Below are 17,014 nucleotides of genomic sequence, written 5' to 3'. Positions count from 1 at the left end.
AAGTGAATTCATATTGTTCTTATTGGTAGCTTAGTTCATAATTTGCATACGCATTATCCAGTATGCAGGCATATTGGATCGTGATATAAATCAAAATACATACCCATCCAAACTTCGCTTCTCAACCTTCACTGGATGGAAAAATAGGATCGTGTTTTAAAATGACTACTCAGCAAGCTCAGGTAATTCAAGGCTCAATCGTCGCAATCGTCACTCCAATGTTTGAAGATGGAACTGTTGATTGGAAGGGTCTCGAGAAGCTTGTTGAATGGCACATTGAACAAGGTACAAACAGTATCGTTGCCGTGGGAACAACAGGTGAAGCTTCGACCTTAAGCATGGCTGAACACACTCAAGTGATCAAAGAAATCATTCGTGTAGCCAATAAACGCATTCCAATTATTGCCGGCACAGGCGCAAACTCAACGCATGAAGCGATTGAGCTTACCAAAGAAGCTAAAGAGCTTGGTGCAGATGCTGCACTTTTAGTAACGCCATATTATAACAAACCGACTCAAGAAGGCTTGTATCAGCATTACAAAGCAATTGCTGAAGCTGTTGATTTACCGCAAATTCTTTATAACGTACCTGGCCGTACTGGCGTTGATATGAGCAATGAAACTGTAGTTCGTCTTGCTGATATTCCTCAAATCGTAGGGATTAAAGATGCAACAGGTGATGTTCCTCGCGGTGCTGAGCTTTTAAAAGCACTTGAAGGCAAAGAAATGGTGGTCTATTCAGGTGATGACGCAACAGCATATCAACTGATTGAGCATGGTGCGAAAGGTAATATTTCTGTGACCGCTAACGTTGCTCCAAAGCAAATGAGCCAAGTGTGTGCCGCTGGTTTAGTGGGTGATGCAGCTCAAGCAAAAGCAATTAATGATCAAGTTGCAAATTTACACGAAATTCTATTTTGTGAATCAAACCCAATTCCTGTGAAATGGGCACTTCATGAAATGGGATTAATTGGTACAGGTATCCGTTTACCACTTACTCCATTAGCAGAACAATATCGAGCTTCACTGCGTGATGCATTAAAAGCTGCGAGCATTATTTAAAGAAGAGTTTAACAACTATGCAACTACGTTTTGGTTTATCCCTTGCCCTTTCAGCCCTCAGCATGGTCGGTTGTAGTACGATTGGTATCGATAATGGTTCACTCGATTATAAAAAATCTACTGCACAAACCCCGCTTAAATTTCCTGAAGGTTCAATGGTTAGACCAGCAACACCGCTTTATCCAGCGCCTGTTGTTGAACAGCTTGCAATAGACAATGCGCCACAAATGGTTAATAAGCGAGGTAATCGTTTCGAGCTACCTCGTCCTAATGTGGCACCAACCGTTTCTAATCCTGTTGAGAGTGAACAATCAACTGCTGTCGGTCGTCCACAACTTTTAACTGATGGAAATGGCAATCCGTTGATCAAAATTGACGGAAATTCTGCTACAATTTGGCAATACACAATCGCCACCCTCAGTAGCCTCAACTACAACTTTGTCAATCAACCTAAGAATCCCCATTCCGCGACAATTCAAGTGGATGGTGAAAGTTTAGTGCTTAAACTGACATCTGTAGGTTCGAGTCATACCTTGGCCGTGTTTACCCCAACTAACGCGTTTGCAGACAAACAAAAAGCTGCGAGCCTGTTAACCCAGATTTATCAAAACTGGCCAGCCTAGTCGTTCTAGGCATATTTTTTCTGAAAAAGGTTCCACCATGTTAAAACAAACCTTGCTCTATACTGGTAAAGCTAAATCCGTTTATGAAACCGATAGTGCAGACCACCTGATTTTAGTCTTTCGTGATGATGCCTCAGCATTTAATGGCGAAAAAATCGAACAGCTAGATCGCAAAGGTAAGGTGAACAACCGTTTTAACGCCTTTATCATGGAAAAACTTGCAGCTGCAGGTATCGAAACTCATTTCGAAAAACTTTTAACACCAAACGAAGTTTTGGTTAAAAAGTTAAACATGATTCCAGTTGAATGTGTAATCCGTAACTATGCAGCTGGTTCGCTTTGCCGTCGTTTGGGTGTTGAAGAAGGTTTAGAACTTACACCACCTACATTTGAATTATTTTTCAAAGATGACGCTTTGGGCGACCCAATGGTGAATGAATCTCAAGCCATTGCTTTAGGTTGGGCTACTGCTGAACAACTTGAGCGTATGAAAGAGTTAACTCACCAAGTAAACGTGGTGTTAAAAGATCTTTTTGCTCAAGGCAACATGCTTTTAGTTGATTTTAAACTTGAATTTGGTGTGTTCCATGATCGTATCGTTCTTGGTGATGAATTCTCTCCAGATGGTTGCCGTCTATGGGACAAAGATACCAAGAAAAAATTAGATAAAGACCGTTTCCGCCAAGGTTTAGGTGGTGTGGTTGAAGCATATGAAGAAGTTGCGACACGTATCGGTGTTGACCTTTCTGATATCTAAATCAAAATTTAGATAAAATGAAGCCGAGTCATATGACTCGGCTTTTTTGTATCTGTTGATATTATTTTTATATTTTCAAATTGTTGTTATACATTCATTATTTTTGTTAAGTCGCATTACCAATGCTCTCTCCTCATTGGTAATGCTATTAATTTATCGAATCGATATTTAAATAAGATGACAAATCTGGGGTCTTGATCATTAAAAAACTCAATTGTTGTTTTTGTTTTTAAATTTACACCCATTAATCGAATAAATTAATGCTATTTATTAAAATGATCGTTTTTACAATATTACTAAGTTCAACTAATATATTTTTATACCAGGCAACTACAGGAGTTGGTGGCTCAAGAGAGAGACTGTAGTTGCCGACCAGATGAATCGCTTTTCGCCCAGCTTCCCATAGAACTGGGCTTTTTTTATTGTTGTTGCTGCTCTTGCTGCCAACGTCGCTGCTGTAAACGCTCTGCTTCAACTTCACGCTTATTACGAGCTGATTCGTACAATTTGGTGCCTTTCAGCTCTGGAGGCATATAATCCTGCAACACGAAATGTTCTGGATAGTGATGTGGATATAAGTAATCTACACCATATCCCTGCTCTTTCATTAACTTGGTTGGAGCATTTCTTAAATGCAATGGAACTGGAAGATTTGACGTACGTTCAGCCAACTCTAATGCTTTATTGATTGCTAAGTAAGTGCTGTTACTTTTCGCGCTTGTGGCCAAATACACTGCACATTGTCCTAAAATAATACGGCATTCTGGCATCCCAACCGCTTGAACGGACCTAAAACACTCCCCAGCCAATAACAACGCATTAGGATTAGAATTTCCAATATCTTCCGAAGCGGCTATCAACATCCGACGCGCAATAAAGACTGGATCTTCCCCCCCCTTTAACATTCTCGCCATCCAATATAGTGCAGCGTCAGGATCACTTCCACGAATTGATTTAATGAAAGCTGAGACTAAATCATAGTGCTGCTCACCAGATTTGTCATATCGCGCAATATTTTGTTGAGCTACTTTTACCACGATGGCATTGGTGACAATATTTTCAACATCTGCTTCAAATGTGCTCGCAATGAGATCCAATAAATTGAGTGCTTTACGAGCATCGCCTGCGGCAAATTGAATTAATGCATCATATTCTTCGATGTGAATATGACGGTCTTTCAAAAATTGGTCTTGCTTGAGTGCACGTTCAATTAAATGTTGAATATCATGCTCAGATAATGCATTCAGCGTATACACCTGACAGCGCGACAACAAAGCATTATTGACTTCAAAAGAAGGATTTTCTGTGGTTGCACCAACCAGAGTAATCTTGCCTTTTTCTACTGCGCTCAGTAAGGCATCTTGTTGAGATTTATTAAAGCGATGAATTTCATCAATAAAAACCACTGGCACAATGAGATCGCCACTTTCCCCAATAATTTCTCGAAGCTCTTTAACACCAGTGTTGAGTGCAGACAAGCTAATAAAAGTACGATCTACAGCTTGAGCTAACAATAGCGCAATGGTGGTCTTGCCGACCCCTGGAGGCCCCCAAAAAATAATCGAAGGTAAATGTCCTTGGTCAATCATTTGACGTAAAGGTGCGTCTTCACCAAGTAAATGATCTTGTCCGATAATCTCAGACAAATCACGTGGACGTAAGCGTTCAGGTAGCGGAATTTGTGTATCGGACATATTTTTTATAGATCTCAAAGTGCTGTTGACTAGTCTACTATGTAATAGTCAAATTCCAATATTAATAGTCAAAACAACCATCACTATTCAACATTTTTCATTTTACTCAGATTCGAGTTTTGGTTTTAATTTGAATAAATAAGCTTGCGGTCCATCTTCTATTCCCCAAATTGTGCCATCCTTTGCTTCATGCAAGTCTCGTACTCGAACCCCCATATCCAAGCGCTGAATTTCTCGTACAGGTTCAGATTGTGGATCTACCACAATAATGGCTTTCGATGATAATCCACCGATTAAGGCTTTGTTCTTCCATTGTGGAAAATAGTTAGATTTATAAAAAATCAGACTCGAGGGTGAAATCACTGGAGACCAATCAAGTTTAGGGGCTATAAATTCAGGTCGCGTTTCATGATTCGGAATCTTTTTACCATCATAGTGATCACCATTAGATACAATTGGATAGCCATAATTCTTACCTTTTTCAATAAGATTGAACTCATCACCACCTTTAGGGCCCATTTCTGCCACCCACAAACGATTTTGATGATCGAATGCCATACCTAAAGGATTACGATGACCTAAACTCCAAATCTGCGCTGAGACACCACCTTGTTTGGCAAATGGATTAGATTCTTGAGCACGACCATCATCATACAAATATACAATTTTACCTAGATTAGACTGCATATCTTGTGCAGGCTGAAACTTCTGCCGTTCCCCTGAACTAATCCATAAATTCGCTTGCTGGTCAAACACTATACGATGTGCATAATGCCCCTGACCCGACACTTTAGGGACTTGCTCCCATATGCGTTCGATATCCGTCAGTTTCGGTGCTTCGATATTCGATAAATCCAATTTCGCTCGGATTACCACTGCACCAAATAATCCATTTTTTTCTTCGGCATAACTGAGATATAACCAAGCGTTATTATTGAAATTAGGATGAATCGAAACATCACCTAACCCACCTTGTCCGCCATAAGCAACTTGAGGCACACCAGCCACGTTAAAACTACGTTTTGATTGTGGGTCAAACAACTTAAGTATGCCTGACTTTTCTGTAATTAACAGTTGACCATTTGGTAAAGTTGCAATCGCCCATGGTTCATTAAATAGAGCAATTTTTTCAACTTGATAACGTTGTTCTTGAGCTTTTGAATTCTCGTTTTTGACTGTTGATTCCTGCGGATTCTGTGCTTCACTGGCTTTATTTTGATTGGCATGACACGCCATTATGATTCCGCTCAAACCAACAATCCAAATCAGTTTTGCAGCTTTTAACATGCCTTTCCCTTTTTAAATCCTTGAATATCAGTCTCAAGGATTAAACGGCAATGATCATTTTAAAAGTGTTTTTATATTACAAAATATGTGTAGTCTAGCAATTGAATGTACTAGCGTACCCACCGCACGATGTATTCATCTATTTCATTTTCATTAACAAGCTGTTCAGATATACAACGACCTGCTACAGATTTTCGAGCACTAATCACACTTTGTTTATTGCCTGTCACCAAGTGATGCCAATTCGGTAGCTTTTTACCTTCATTAATACGTCGATATGCACAACTCGAAGGTAGCCATCGTATTTGTTGTAATTTTTCAGGCGTTAACTGAATACAGTCAGGTACATGCACCTGACGATTTTCATAATCTGAACAATGCCCCGTCTGACAATCTAGAAGTTTGCACGCAACTTTGGTATATGCGATTTCTTCGGTTTCATCATCTTCTAATTTAACCAAACAACACATACCACAACCATCACACAGTGCCTCCCATTCTGCTTGGTTCATTTCAAACAGTGAATAATGTTTCCAAAATTCAGGGCGTAAAGATGTGCTCATGATTCAGCTAAATATCAAAAATTTGAGTCAGTATATCACTAATAATTCTCATAAAATTTCATCAATCTCAGTTACAGTTGATTAACTAAAGAATATCAATACTCTACGTTAAAATACCCTTTGTATACATTTTGCTCAGTTTATTTTCTTATACTGAATGAACATTAATAAAAATTTATGGAGAATCAAAATGTTCCGTTGGGCGATTATTTTTGCAGTGATTGCATTGATAGCAAGTTTGCTAGGGTTTGGTGGTGTAGCAGGCTTATCTAAAGATTTCGCAATTATCTTACTTGTGATTGCAGTGATTCTCGCAATTGTAGGCTTTATCTCAAGAGGCAAAGTCTAGTGTTCTAAATCACTAGATTAAATTGAAAACACAAGATTGATGAAAAGAAGAAGGTACTCCTTCTTCTTTTTTTATTTCTTTTTATCTGTTCATTGATACGCGTTTTATACATTCCAATCTTTCATAAATTCTCACATTTGATTTTACTTTCTTATTGCAAATTCATCACTTCGGAAAACATTTATGCTTTAATCTTTGCTGATTTTCATAAACGAAAGGACTTTCAATAATGACTTCAGCAATTCAAACAAGAGAAATTCAGTATAAAGCGGCAGATGGTACTCAATTGATTGGTTATTTTGCCGCACCTGAAAACTCTTCAGGAGCTGCAGGTATTATTGTAGCCCCAGAGTGGTGGGGTCGTAATGAATATACAGAACAACGTGCTCGAGAACTTGCAGAACAAGGATATGCTGCTTTTGCCATTGATATGTACGGCGACAAAAAGGTAACCACTGAAGCTTCTCAAGCAAATGAGTGGATGATGCAAACTTTCGCACAGCCTGAAACAATTGTACAACGCGCTACAGCTGCGTTAGACACTTTATCTGCACAGCTTGAAGTTGACGCAACTCGATTAGCTGCGATTGGTTTTTGTTACGGCGGAAAAGTTGTTTTAGATCTTGCTCGATCTGGGGCGAATTTAAAAGCAGTTGCTACCTTCCATGCTAATTTATCTGCGCAAACACCTGCTCAACAAGGTCAAGTAAAAGCTGAAATTCTGGTTTTGCATGGTGAGCTAGATAGCATGGTCACGCTAGATGATGTGGCACAATTTAAAGAAGAAATGTTTGCAGCTCAGGTGCCACATGAGGTCATTATCTTTGAGGATGCAAAACATGGTTTTAGCAATCCACAAGCTGATGAACGGGCAAAAGCCAATGGTGTAGATCTCGGTTATAACGCTGAAGCTGAGGAAAAAAGCTTAGCTGCGATGTATGAGTTACTGTCGCGTCACTTAGATTAATTACTTTCAAAGTTTATTAGCGCTAAGATTATTGAAGAAAGAAGATAAAATATAAGAGGAATATAAGGATGAGTGAACAATGTACTTATTGCAATCACGATGAATATGATGTGATTGATAAAAATGAATTCGGTGTGATTTTGCCAGAACAGCAACCGTTGACTAAAGGACATTCCGTTATTATTCCTTTACGTCATGTGAGTTCTTTTTTTGAAATTACCGATAAAGAGCGTAAAAGTTTACAGTCGTTGTTAGAACTGGCACGTAACGAGTTAAAAATCCGTCATCATCCGGAAGGCTTTCATATCGCTTTTAATGATGGCAAAGTTTTTGGCGATGAAGAGTCGGAACATTTACACATCCATATTATTCCTCGTTACAAAAACCAACCGCTTAAATTAGATAGTCGTTGGGGCATTATTCAAGAGTAATGTTGATTTTACAAAAAGGCGCAATATGCGCCTTTTTTCATGCTTTTTTAAAAGGTCTTTGCCTAGATTGGTTATAATGAGCACAGATTGTATTAATGGTATTTTCATGTTTTCTTTTTCAACTGCGTTACTGGATTGGTTTGATGTACATGGTCGACATGACCTGCCATGGCAAGTCGCAGATGATCCTTACAAAGTTTGGGTCTCTGAAATTATGTTGCAGCAAACCCAAGTGAAAACTGTTCTGAAATACTATGATCGTTTTATTGAGCGCTTTCCGACGGTCACCGATTTAGGTCGTGCTACTTGGGATGAAGTTGCTCCTTACTGGGCAGGTCTAGGCTATTATGCGCGTGCTCGCAACCTGCATAAAGCAGCCACAATCGTAAGTCAAAATGGACATTTTCCAGAGACTTTAGAAGCTTGGATGGCCCTGCCAGGAATAGGTAGATCAACTGCTGGTGCATTGATGTCACTTGGATTACGCAAATACGGCGTGATAATGGATGGAAATGTTAAGCGTGTTTTAGCACGTTTCTTTGCCATTGAAGATGATTTATCAAAGCCTGTCCATGAACGTGCAATGTGGGAATTAGCTGAGCAACTCTGTCCTGAACAACGCAACCATGATTACACGCAAGCCATTATGGATTTGGGTGCAACAATTTGTACTCCTAAAAAACCACTTTGCCTGTACTGTCCAATGCAGTCAGAATGCCAAGCTTTAAAGCAGGGTCTGACACAAGAGTTACCATTTAAAAAGCCAAAAAAAGCAGTGCCTATAAAGACTGCGGATGTTTTATTACTGCGAAGTACTGAAAATACATGGTTATGGCAACAACGTCCGCATTCAGGCTTATGGGGTGGTTTATGGACCTTACCCATCATTGATGAAACTTCAGAATTTAGTCAATTGACTCAGCAATATGGTTTGGTGAGTAATCAATTACCAACTCAAATTTCACACAGTTTCACCCACTTTACCTGGTTACTGAATGCACATATTTTCCATGTTGATCTCGACCAGATGGAATACCTCCAAACAGAATTAGGAGGTGAATGGCTCGCTCCACAAGTTGTAACAGAAATGGGCATTCCAACTGCGATGAAAAAATTGATCTCAGCCTTGAATTTGTGACATAGTCGATTCAAATAAGTGTGGCTGTATCATATCAAGGAGTTCGAGTGACTAAGTATTTGCGACATTACATCATCCTAAGTGTAGCTATTTTACTTGTCGCCTGCAGTAGTCAACCTCCAAAACAAACGCCGCTTGATCCAACCCTCGTTGCTCGCTTACATATGCTTCCTTTGGACCGCAAATTACCTATCCCAGTACAAGGTGTAAAAGCGAGACAACTCACTGACACTTGGGGTGCATCACGAAGTCACGGTCGAACACATGAAGGCATTGATATCTTGGCGCCTCGTGGTACAAAAGTTTATAGTGCAACTGATGGAATTGTTCGCAGTATGCGCGATAATAAACTGGGTGGGAAAGTCATCTGGATTTTAGGACCTGCTGGTTCTTGGCATTATTATGCGCATTTAGATCAGCATAAAAAAGGTCTCAATGAGGGTGACTTCGTGCGACGAGGTGACCATATTGGTTATGTCGGCAATACGGGTAATGCTCGACATACTGCCCCTCATTTACATTATGGAATTTACTTAGATGGTCGCGGTCGAGGCCCTGTCAATCCATACCCTTATTTACGTTAAATTAAAGTTTTTATTTTTAGGAAGTTTTCATGTCAGAAGCCTTGATTAATCGTCTAGTTGAATTTGCAGAATCTGGCAATCAACAACGTATTGTCTTAAATGGACAAAGCCATCAGGGCTGGATTATGGAAATTACCGAAGAAGCTCTGTTGATTAGCACTGGGTTTGCGGACAAAGCAGGTAAAGATTTCTGGATTAATTTTTCAGATTTAGAACAAGCAGAGTTGTTCTTTTGGGACAATCAAAACGATCAGTGGGTTGCTTTTACCATTTGATCAATCTGGAGCATTCGCATGACGATTCAACGCTGTGGCTGGTGCTCCGATGAGCAGATTTATATTAATTATCACGATCAAGAATGGGGTGTTCCTGTATATGATGAACATACCTTATTTGAAATGCTCTGTTTAGAAGGTCAGCAAGCAGGACTCGCTTGGGTTATTGTTTTAAAAAAACGCGAGCGATATCGATATCATTTCTTTCAATACACCATTGAAGAAATTGCGACTTTTACAGATGAACATTTATTCGAAATAGCACAAGATCCGGGCATAATTCGTCATTTAGGTAAACTAAAGGCGATTCGAGATAATGCTCGAGCATGGTTGAATATGCGCCAAATCATGCCTGATATGGTCAAATGGCTATGGAGTTTTGTAGGGCATCAACCCAAAGTTCATTCTGTGCCAGACTATCGCTTAGCACCAACACAAAGCGAATTAAGCCTGCAACTGTCTAAAACTCTAAAAAAGAATGGTTTTAAATTCGTGGGTCCAACCATTATCTATTCTTATCTGCAAGCGGTAGGAATGATTGATGATCATGAAAATCACTGCTTTAAAAAGCTTAGTTTAGCGCCATAATCTTTTTAAGAAGGTGCTTGGGATGATGACCTCATTTTTTGTTTCACCCAATCCGCTAAAAACACGATGGAGTCATGAATTTCATGAGTTAGTTCATGCCCTGCATTTAAGCGAATATAATTTTTATAACGGCGTTCTTCTCCAAAAACATCACCGGGAACAATGTTAATACCATGTTGACGTGCAGCATAATAGAGTTCTAAACCATCAATATGTGTCGGCAATTGCAGCCATAAAACATAACCACCATCCGGCTGACTTAACCCAATGTCGATCCCGTGAAAAGCGTTTAATATCGTTTTTCGATATGCATCAACTTGATGATTTAATTTTGGTTTTAATCGGAGTAGATGCTCACGATAGGCTCTACTATACATCAGGTCAGCCAAAGCCAATTGCAAAGGTGTATTCACACTGACATTTTGAATGACAATTTGACGATGCAAATATTTAAGCCTCGGCGGTAAACAAAACCAACCTACTCGATATGCGCTCGACAATGATTTTGATATTGAACTGCATAAAATGACATAGCCTGCTTCATCCCAATGTTTGATCGGTAAAGGTCGCTGTAAATTAAAACTACATTCAGCATAAATATCATCTTCAATCACATAACATTGATATTGTTCAGCCAATTGCACAATTTTCTGTTTATCATGATTTGAAAGCTCAAACCCTAGTGGATTTTGATAATTCACAGTCAATAGACAGGCTTTGGTATCGGGGTGCTGCATTGCTCTTTCTAAGCGTTCTAAATCAAAACCATCCACATTTGCAGGTATCTCAATCAACTTGCGTTTCAGTGTCCCTAACAACTGTAATTGACCATTAAAATTTGGGGTTGGAATCACAATGCCATCCCCTTCCTTGGTCAAGAGCTGAACCACGAGTGATAACGCAGCCATACAGCCATTGGTGATATAAGTCTCGTCTGGATTGATATAAAAACCATCTTCAGCCCAATGGTCTGATAAAGCTTGTCTCAATCTCAAATGCCCTTGTCGATTACTGTAAAGGAAATCTTCTGGTTGACTGTGTTTTAAAGCACGTTGAATTGACTTTCGGATTGCATCTACAGGCACGTGATTTGGAGAGATTTGTACTGCACCTAAATGAATTGATCGGTTATTGATTGAAGACTCCTGTATTTCAATTTGCAAATCTAAGTTACTGATATCCTTTGCTTCAGCTTCAAATTCATGATGATAAGGCAATACTGGCGAATCATTTCTGGATTTCAAATGTTGAACAAAATAACCCGATTTATTTTTAACAGTAATGAGCCCTTCCGATTCCAATAATGTATAACAATTTTTTGCTGTATTTAAACTGACGGCATGTAATGCTGAAAATTGCCGAAGGGAAATGAGCTTCTGTCCTGAACACAGTTCTCCACTCAGAATTTTCTGTTTGATATGTTTGGCTAAGATTTGATACTGAAACATGAACTGTGCTCATTTTTATAAAATGTGTGTATCTGTATCTATAAACCTAGCAAATTTATGATGGTCTTACAGCTAAAAAAACACAGGAGGCCACATGAACAACGATAAATTATATTTGATATTACCCTTGGTAACACTTTTGACAGCTTGCCAACCAGAGCATGCGATCGAACAAGCTGCACTTGAGCAAAAATTTATTTGTACATCGTTAATTGATGGATTCTTGAAAGTGACGCACAACAGTCATTATCGTTTTACAAAAAGTATTGAATCTCCAGATCAGCAGAAAATTTACCTCTACACCGTGTCTTCTGATCATGCAGTCAAGCTCAATAGCCCCACACAAAAAAATTTAAATTTTCAATGTGATGATTCCAAAAAACAAACCTATCAAGTTTTTCTATTGGATCAGACGTCTAAGACTAAGCAACCAATTTTGAGTTTTCATTTGCCTCAAGCAGCAGAGTTAAAGCAATTTACAGCTTACACTTTGAAAAATGATTAAATGACTGATATAAAGTCATTATTTCAAAATATCTGGTAACGATATCTGCGCAGATTGAGATTTTGCTAATTCAGTTTTCATTTTTTGCAACATTTGATAAGGCTGCTGTTGTACAAACATATTGGTCACACTTTGTGGAATTGCACCTTCTGGATCCGCATATCCTGAAGTGCTGACCTTCACCTTATTTGGTCCAATCTGTTCAAAGCTCCAGTCTCCAACATAGTGTTGCAGCCGAATATACTGAGGATTCTTCGGTTTTCCCGTTTGCGAAGCTTTATTCTTAATATGAATAATACCTTTTGAATCCTTATACATTTTCCCTTGCACAATCAGGTCTCGATCTTTCAAAGGAAATGGAAAATCTAACACCATGTAGAGTTTAAATTCCCCTTGCTTCAAATCTTGAGAAATCACCTGTGCTGAACCGACATTGGGTACCCATGATTTTGCATTTTCTACATCCAAAACTATTGCAACTGCTCTTTCGAGTGAAGCATCCACTACTGTTTCCGCACGATAGGACAACACAGGATGATCAGGATTTTGTATCGTCCACACTTTAATATTGTTTTTGTTAATGGTGAGTCGTGAGGCTTCATTGGCTTGAACTTGGCTTGTCAGGCCAATGGCACTGACAAGCAAGCAGATCATAGAAATTTTCTTCATTTTTATTCTTCATATTTAACATTATTATTTAGATGATCACGCAGTATTTTTAAACTTAAACTTTGATATCGTTGAAGCCTAAAACGTCTTTCATGTCATATTTTTTCGGTGCTTTACCTACAACCCAAGCAGCGGCACGTACAGCACCTGCAGCAAAATTCATGCGATTCGTGGCTTTATGTGTGATTTCTACACGTTCACCTTCACCAATAAACATTACCGTATGTTCACCCACAATATCGCCACCACGAATGGTTTGGAAACCAATACTTTGACGTTCACGAGGACCAGTATGCCCTTCACGGTGATACACAGCATCTTGCTTCAAATCACGACCTAATGCATCAGCAATCGCCTCACCCATCATTAAAGCAGTACCTGATGGCGCATCAACTTTATGACGATGATGTGCTTCGATCACTTCAATATCGACACTGTCACCAAAGACTTTAGATGCTAATTCTAAAAGTTTAATGGATACATTCACGCCTACGGAGTAGTTTGCTGCGTACACTACAGGAGCAATCGTTGCACTTTCATCTAAAAATGCTTTTTGCTCATCGTTCATTCCCGTCGTACCGATCACTAATGCAACACCAGCCTCACGGCACAGTTTCAAATGCTGTTCAGTTGCAACTGGTGCAGTAAAATCAATAAATACATCGCAATCATTTAAAACATCTTGGATATCACCCACGACTTTCACACCAAGTGTACCAATACCCGCTAATTCGCCTGCATCCGCGCCAATAAGGCTACTGCCTGGACGCTCTACCGCTGCTGCTAATTGATAACCAGCATCTTGAACTGCTTGAATCAATGTACGACCCATACGGCCACCAGCACCTAAAATCCCAATACGCGGAGCGACAGACATAACCTATTCCTAGTGTTGCTTTAAAATTGTTCTTACTATAACAAAAGTCTATACATACGCTAAGTTTATCGATATAAAAAATTATGCTGTCTTCTAAGCATTTGATTCGAACATTAATCGAATAATCAGATTAAATTTAGAAAAATATTCGGTTTTTTATATTTATAAATTTTAACTATGATCAATGCCATGAAATTCAACACTTTTATAAGGAAATAATATGGCAGACCAAGCTCGAAAATTATCAACGATCCAAACGATCGAACAGTTACAGTTGGATGCTTCATTAGTTCAAGGTTTAGATCATGCCGAAACTGCGTGGATCATTATCGAAGCTATTCAACAATTGCAGGAATATCATAATCAGTGGCACTGAGATGAAACGGATCAGATGATTTTTCTTATTTAAAAGAAAATCATCTTCTGTGTTATTAAAATATTTACAATTTAAAAATCATATTAGGATTCAAAATTTAAAATTGCTCAAAGCATTGATTGCTCAGCTAAAGCATCGGTTTCTATTTTCATTCCTATTAAAATATGTTCTTATTATCTCGTTATTTTTAATCTAAATTACATTCTATCTTCACAGTTTCTCTGCATTTTTTCAGTACATTAGTGTGAACCCCAATTTATAAGGTCAACGAGGGCGGAATATGAAAAAGATTATGACAGTTTTGACATTATCTTTAAGTGCAATATTTACAGCAAATATTGCCAATGCTGCTCCTTACTCTGATGACTACCAAGATAAAGGTTCACGTGAACGTGGTAAAGGATTTGAGAAACGTACTCAATATGATGCTTCATCAGATCAAGAGTTCCAAGATCGTCGTAAAAACAGAGAAGAGCGTGGCGTAAAACGTTTACGTCAACATAAATGGCAAACTGGCTACGTCATGCCTCAACACTATCGTGGCAATAGTTATAAAACCGAATATAAAGATCATAACCTACCAAAACCTGGTAAAAACCAACAATGGTACAAAGTGAATAATGACTTTATTCTGGTGGATTCAAACAGCAATAGCATTTTGAAAATCCAGCAAGATTAATTTTGACGTTTAAATCGACCCGACTTCATGTCGGGTTTTTTGTTGAGTTCAATCCTAATCATTCATCTTCATCACTTCTTCATACATTTCACAAATTGACTATATCTCTCCACGGTTTATCTCAAATCATTTTGTACTTTAGCGATATCGGATAAATAACAAAGTTAGAGGTATCCCACATGAAAAAGTTAGTATCAGTACTTACATTAGCAATGAGTGGTTTATTGGCAACATCTGCGATGGCTGGTCCACATGACGATGGTCGTCACTATTCAAAACCAACTCCACCACCAGCGCATTGGAATAAAGGTCAGCCTGGGAAATATCAACATGACCGCTATGAACAAAATCGTGGCTTCCAAAATGTAAATCCAAGCCGTCAATGGCGAGTAGGTCAACAGTTACCACGTCAATTCAACTCTTCAAAATTTGAGTTAAGTGATCGTCAAGCGAAGAATCTACCTAAAGCGGCGCGTAACCAGCAGTGGTACAAAATTAATGGAGACTATGTCTTAGTGAATGAGCGTACAGATCGCATCGTGCGTATCATCGGATAAGCTTATTCCTAGATCTTCTCAAATTGATCTTCCCTGCACTCAGCCCAAACTCAGTTTGGGCTTTTTTATGTCTTTATTTTAATGCAGGTGTGGAAAATCATTTTTTTGTTTAGAATCTGATGACCACTTCCCGCTTCTATCGGTACATGCATGCAATCGGACTCAATAGATACAACTCAAAATATGACACAGCAATATGTGCATTGGTTCCGAAACTCAGCGCCGTATATCAACGCCCATCGTAATAAAACCTTCGTTTTAATGTTTGGCGGCGAAGCAGTTCAATCACCAAATTTTCAACATATTATTCATGATATTGCCCTTTTACATTCTCTCGGCATTCGACTCATTCTGGTTCATGGAGCACGACCACAAATCAGTGCAAATCTTGCTGAGAAGAATTTAGATAGTCCTTTTCATAATCATCGTAGAGTAACAACACGTGACTCATTAGGTGCGGTCATGTCTGCCGTAGGCTCAATCCGTTTACAAATCGAAGCCTTATTGTCTATGGGACTTGCAAATTCACCTATGTATGGTGCTCGCATTGATGTGGTATCTGGTAATTTTATAACAGCTAAACCTTATGGCATTCGTAACGGTATCGATTTTCAACTTACCGGTGAAGTGCGTTCAGTCGATGCAGATGCGATTCAAAAACATTTGGACAATCACAATATTGTATTGCTTGGCCCCTCAGGTTATTCAACCACTGGTGAAGTTTATAACTTGCTTGCTGAAGAAGTGGCGACCAAAACAGCTATCCAACTCGGTGCCGATAAACTCATTTTTCTCGGTTCCGAACAAGGTTTAATGCAAAGCCCACAGCAGTTGTTGCGCGAAGTGACCCCGCATCAGCTAGATCAACATATTGACGTTGCTTTAGAGCAAAATTATGAATTGGCATTGCATTTACAAAATGCCAAGGAAGCCTCTTTAAATGGCGTTAACCGCGTTCATTTATTATCTTATGAACATGATGGTGCATTAATCGAAGAATTATTTACTCGTGATGGGCATGGCACGATGATCACCGATGCACATTATGAAGAAGTCCGCACAGCGACGATTCAGGATGTCGGTGGATTAATCAGTTTATTACGGCCATTAGAACAAGAAGGCATTTTGGTATACCGTTCTAGAGAACGCTTGGAAAATGAAATTGATCATTTCGCTGTGATTGAACGTGACGGTATGGTTCTGGCTTGTGCAGCATTATATCCAATACCAACTGAATCAAATGAAATTCGTTCTGCAGAAATAGCCTGTGTGGCAGTACATCCAAGTTACCGCAAATCAAATCGTGGTAGCCAAATCTTGCACTATTTAGAAGAGAAAGCAAAAAAGTCTAATATCCAACAGTTATTTATTCTTACGACACGAACCGCACATTGGTTTTTGGAACAAGGGTTTGTCAAAGCATCGGTGGATGACTTACCACAAGCGCGTCAGGCACTTTATAATTTCCAAAGAAACTCAATTGTTTGTAAAAAGCCACTCTAAAGTGGCTTTATTATTGCACCCTTATGAACTGCTTTATCTTTATTTTATATATCGATATTCCTAGGTGAACTATCTTCACAATC

The 17,014-nt window shown here is 39.0% G+C and carries 21 protein-coding genes; 15 read left to right on the top strand and 6 right to left on the bottom strand.

Features of this window, described 5'->3' with window-relative positions:
• Window positions 1-161 precede the first annotated feature (161 nt).
• Genes dapA through purC form a run of 3 tightly spaced genes read left to right on the top strand, consistent with a single transcriptional unit; the run spans window position 162 to window position 2,441 of the window.
• A complete protein-coding gene (gene dapA, locus AC1M86_RS02430; protein ID WP_481592783.1) occupies window positions 162-1,061 on the top strand; it encodes a 4-hydroxy-tetrahydrodipicolinate synthase in 900 nt (299 codons plus the stop codon).
• 17 nt (window positions 1,062-1,078) lie between these two features.
• Window positions 1,079-1,684: a lipoprotein-34 precursor (NlpB) gene (locus AC1M86_RS02425; protein ID WP_481607160.1), complete on the top strand. Its 606-nt coding sequence runs from the start codon at window positions 1,079-1,081 to the stop codon at window positions 1,682-1,684.
• Between the two features lie 37 nt (window positions 1,685-1,721).
• On the top strand, window positions 1,722-2,441 hold the full coding sequence (gene purC, locus AC1M86_RS02420) for a phosphoribosylaminoimidazolesuccinocarboxamide synthase (RefSeq protein ID WP_092766585.1): 720 nt from the start codon (window positions 1,722-1,724) through the stop codon (window positions 2,439-2,441).
• A 419-nt stretch (window positions 2,442-2,860) separates the two neighbouring features.
• On the opposite strand, the gene AC1M86_RS02415 is transcribed toward purC, so the two are convergent.
• The 3 genes from AC1M86_RS02415 to AC1M86_RS02405 all read right to left on the bottom strand — a co-directional run bounded on the left by AC1M86_RS02415 (window position 2,861) and on the right by AC1M86_RS02405 (window position 5,985).
• Window positions 2,861-4,135, bottom strand: a complete 1,275-nt coding sequence (locus tag AC1M86_RS02415; protein ID WP_092766586.1) for a replication-associated recombination protein A — start codon at window positions 4,133-4,135, stop codon at window positions 2,861-2,863.
• 102 nt (window positions 4,136-4,237) lie between these two features.
• Complete coding sequence (locus AC1M86_RS02410; RefSeq protein ID WP_481607159.1) at window positions 4,238-5,422, bottom strand: PQQ-dependent sugar dehydrogenase; 1,185 nt, start codon at window positions 5,420-5,422, stop codon at window positions 4,238-4,240.
• A 110-nt stretch (window positions 5,423-5,532) separates the two neighbouring features.
• Entirely contained in the window at window positions 5,533-5,985 is a 453-nt protein-coding gene (locus AC1M86_RS02405; RefSeq protein WP_481591991.1) for a YcgN family cysteine cluster protein, read from the bottom strand.
• 190 nt (window positions 5,986-6,175) lie between these two features.
• Between AC1M86_RS02405 and AC1M86_RS02400 the strand changes: the two genes are divergently transcribed.
• From AC1M86_RS02400 to AC1M86_RS02370, 7 genes are all read left to right on the top strand, one after another.
• Window positions 6,176-6,334 (top strand): DUF1328 domain-containing protein, encoded by a 159-nt coding sequence (locus AC1M86_RS02400; RefSeq protein WP_035264869.1) that lies wholly within the window; start codon window positions 6,176-6,178, stop codon window positions 6,332-6,334.
• Between the two features lie 229 nt (window positions 6,335-6,563).
• Window positions 6,564-7,301 (top strand): dienelactone hydrolase family protein, encoded by a 738-nt coding sequence (locus AC1M86_RS02395; protein ID WP_481607158.1) that lies wholly within the window; start codon window positions 6,564-6,566, stop codon window positions 7,299-7,301.
• A 62-nt stretch (window positions 7,302-7,363) separates the two neighbouring features.
• Complete coding sequence (locus AC1M86_RS02390) at window positions 7,364-7,732, top strand: HIT family protein (protein WP_265596980.1); 369 nt, start codon at window positions 7,364-7,366, stop codon at window positions 7,730-7,732.
• A gap of 106 nt (window positions 7,733-7,838) precedes the next feature.
• Window positions 7,839-8,870 (top strand): A/G-specific adenine glycosylase, encoded by a 1,032-nt coding sequence (gene mutY / locus AC1M86_RS02385; protein WP_481607157.1) that lies wholly within the window; start codon window positions 7,839-7,841, stop codon window positions 8,868-8,870.
• Between the two features lie 47 nt (window positions 8,871-8,917).
• A complete protein-coding gene (locus AC1M86_RS02380; RefSeq protein ID WP_481595690.1) occupies window positions 8,918-9,454 on the top strand; it encodes a M23 family metallopeptidase in 537 nt (178 codons plus the stop codon).
• Window positions 9,455-9,483: 29 nt separating this feature from the next.
• Window positions 9,484-9,729 (top strand): hypothetical protein, encoded by a 246-nt coding sequence (locus AC1M86_RS02375; RefSeq protein WP_035264881.1) that lies wholly within the window; start codon window positions 9,484-9,486, stop codon window positions 9,727-9,729.
• Between the two features lie 18 nt (window positions 9,730-9,747).
• Entirely contained in the window at window positions 9,748-10,317 is a 570-nt protein-coding gene (locus tag AC1M86_RS02370; protein WP_481607156.1) for a DNA-3-methyladenine glycosylase I, read from the top strand.
• A gap of 5 nt (window positions 10,318-10,322) precedes the next feature.
• On the opposite strand, the gene AC1M86_RS02365 is transcribed toward AC1M86_RS02370, so the two are convergent.
• The gene (locus AC1M86_RS02365; RefSeq protein WP_035264885.1) at window positions 10,323-11,765 is read right to left on the bottom strand and encodes an aminotransferase-like domain-containing protein; all 1,443 of its coding nucleotides are present in this window, start codon (window positions 11,763-11,765) and stop codon (window positions 10,323-10,325) included.
• Between the two features lie 94 nt (window positions 11,766-11,859).
• Here AC1M86_RS02365 and AC1M86_RS02360 point away from each other — a divergent pair, with 94 nt between their 5' ends.
• Window positions 11,860-12,270: a hypothetical protein gene (locus tag AC1M86_RS02360; protein WP_481607155.1), complete on the top strand. Its 411-nt coding sequence runs from the start codon at window positions 11,860-11,862 to the stop codon at window positions 12,268-12,270.
• An 18-nt stretch (window positions 12,271-12,288) separates the two neighbouring features.
• Here AC1M86_RS02360 and AC1M86_RS02355 read toward each other — a convergent pair whose 3' ends face one another.
• Together AC1M86_RS02355 and dapB are read right to left on the bottom strand one after the other, a co-directional pair.
• Entirely contained in the window at window positions 12,289-12,939 is a 651-nt protein-coding gene (locus AC1M86_RS02355) for an START domain-containing protein (RefSeq protein WP_481607154.1), read from the bottom strand.
• 55 nt (window positions 12,940-12,994) lie between these two features.
• Window positions 12,995-13,816 (bottom strand): 4-hydroxy-tetrahydrodipicolinate reductase, encoded by an 822-nt coding sequence (gene dapB, locus AC1M86_RS02350; RefSeq protein ID WP_035264896.1) that lies wholly within the window; start codon window positions 13,814-13,816, stop codon window positions 12,995-12,997.
• 220 nt (window positions 13,817-14,036) lie between these two features.
• Between dapB and AC1M86_RS02345 the strand changes: the two genes are divergently transcribed.
• From AC1M86_RS02345 to argA, 4 genes are all read left to right on the top strand, one after another.
• A complete protein-coding gene (locus tag AC1M86_RS02345; protein WP_171076739.1) occupies window positions 14,037-14,192 on the top strand; it encodes a hypothetical protein in 156 nt (51 codons plus the stop codon).
• A gap of 280 nt (window positions 14,193-14,472) precedes the next feature.
• The gene (locus AC1M86_RS02340; protein WP_092766593.1) at window positions 14,473-14,871 is read left to right on the top strand and encodes an RcnB family protein; all 399 of its coding nucleotides are present in this window, start codon (window positions 14,473-14,475) and stop codon (window positions 14,869-14,871) included.
• 179 nt (window positions 14,872-15,050) lie between these two features.
• Entirely contained in the window at window positions 15,051-15,428 is a 378-nt protein-coding gene (locus tag AC1M86_RS02335) for an RcnB family protein (RefSeq protein ID WP_035264902.1), read from the top strand.
• Between the two features lie 150 nt (window positions 15,429-15,578).
• The gene (gene argA / locus AC1M86_RS02330) at window positions 15,579-16,931 is read left to right on the top strand and encodes an amino-acid N-acetyltransferase (protein WP_035264904.1); all 1,353 of its coding nucleotides are present in this window, start codon (window positions 15,579-15,581) and stop codon (window positions 16,929-16,931) included.
• Window positions 16,932-17,014: the final 83 nt, after the last annotated feature.

Source organism: Acinetobacter sp. ANC_7654 (assembly GCF_056779855.1).
The sequence above is the reverse complement of the archived record's forward strand: the minus strand, read 5'-3'. Positions and strand labels throughout refer to the sequence as shown.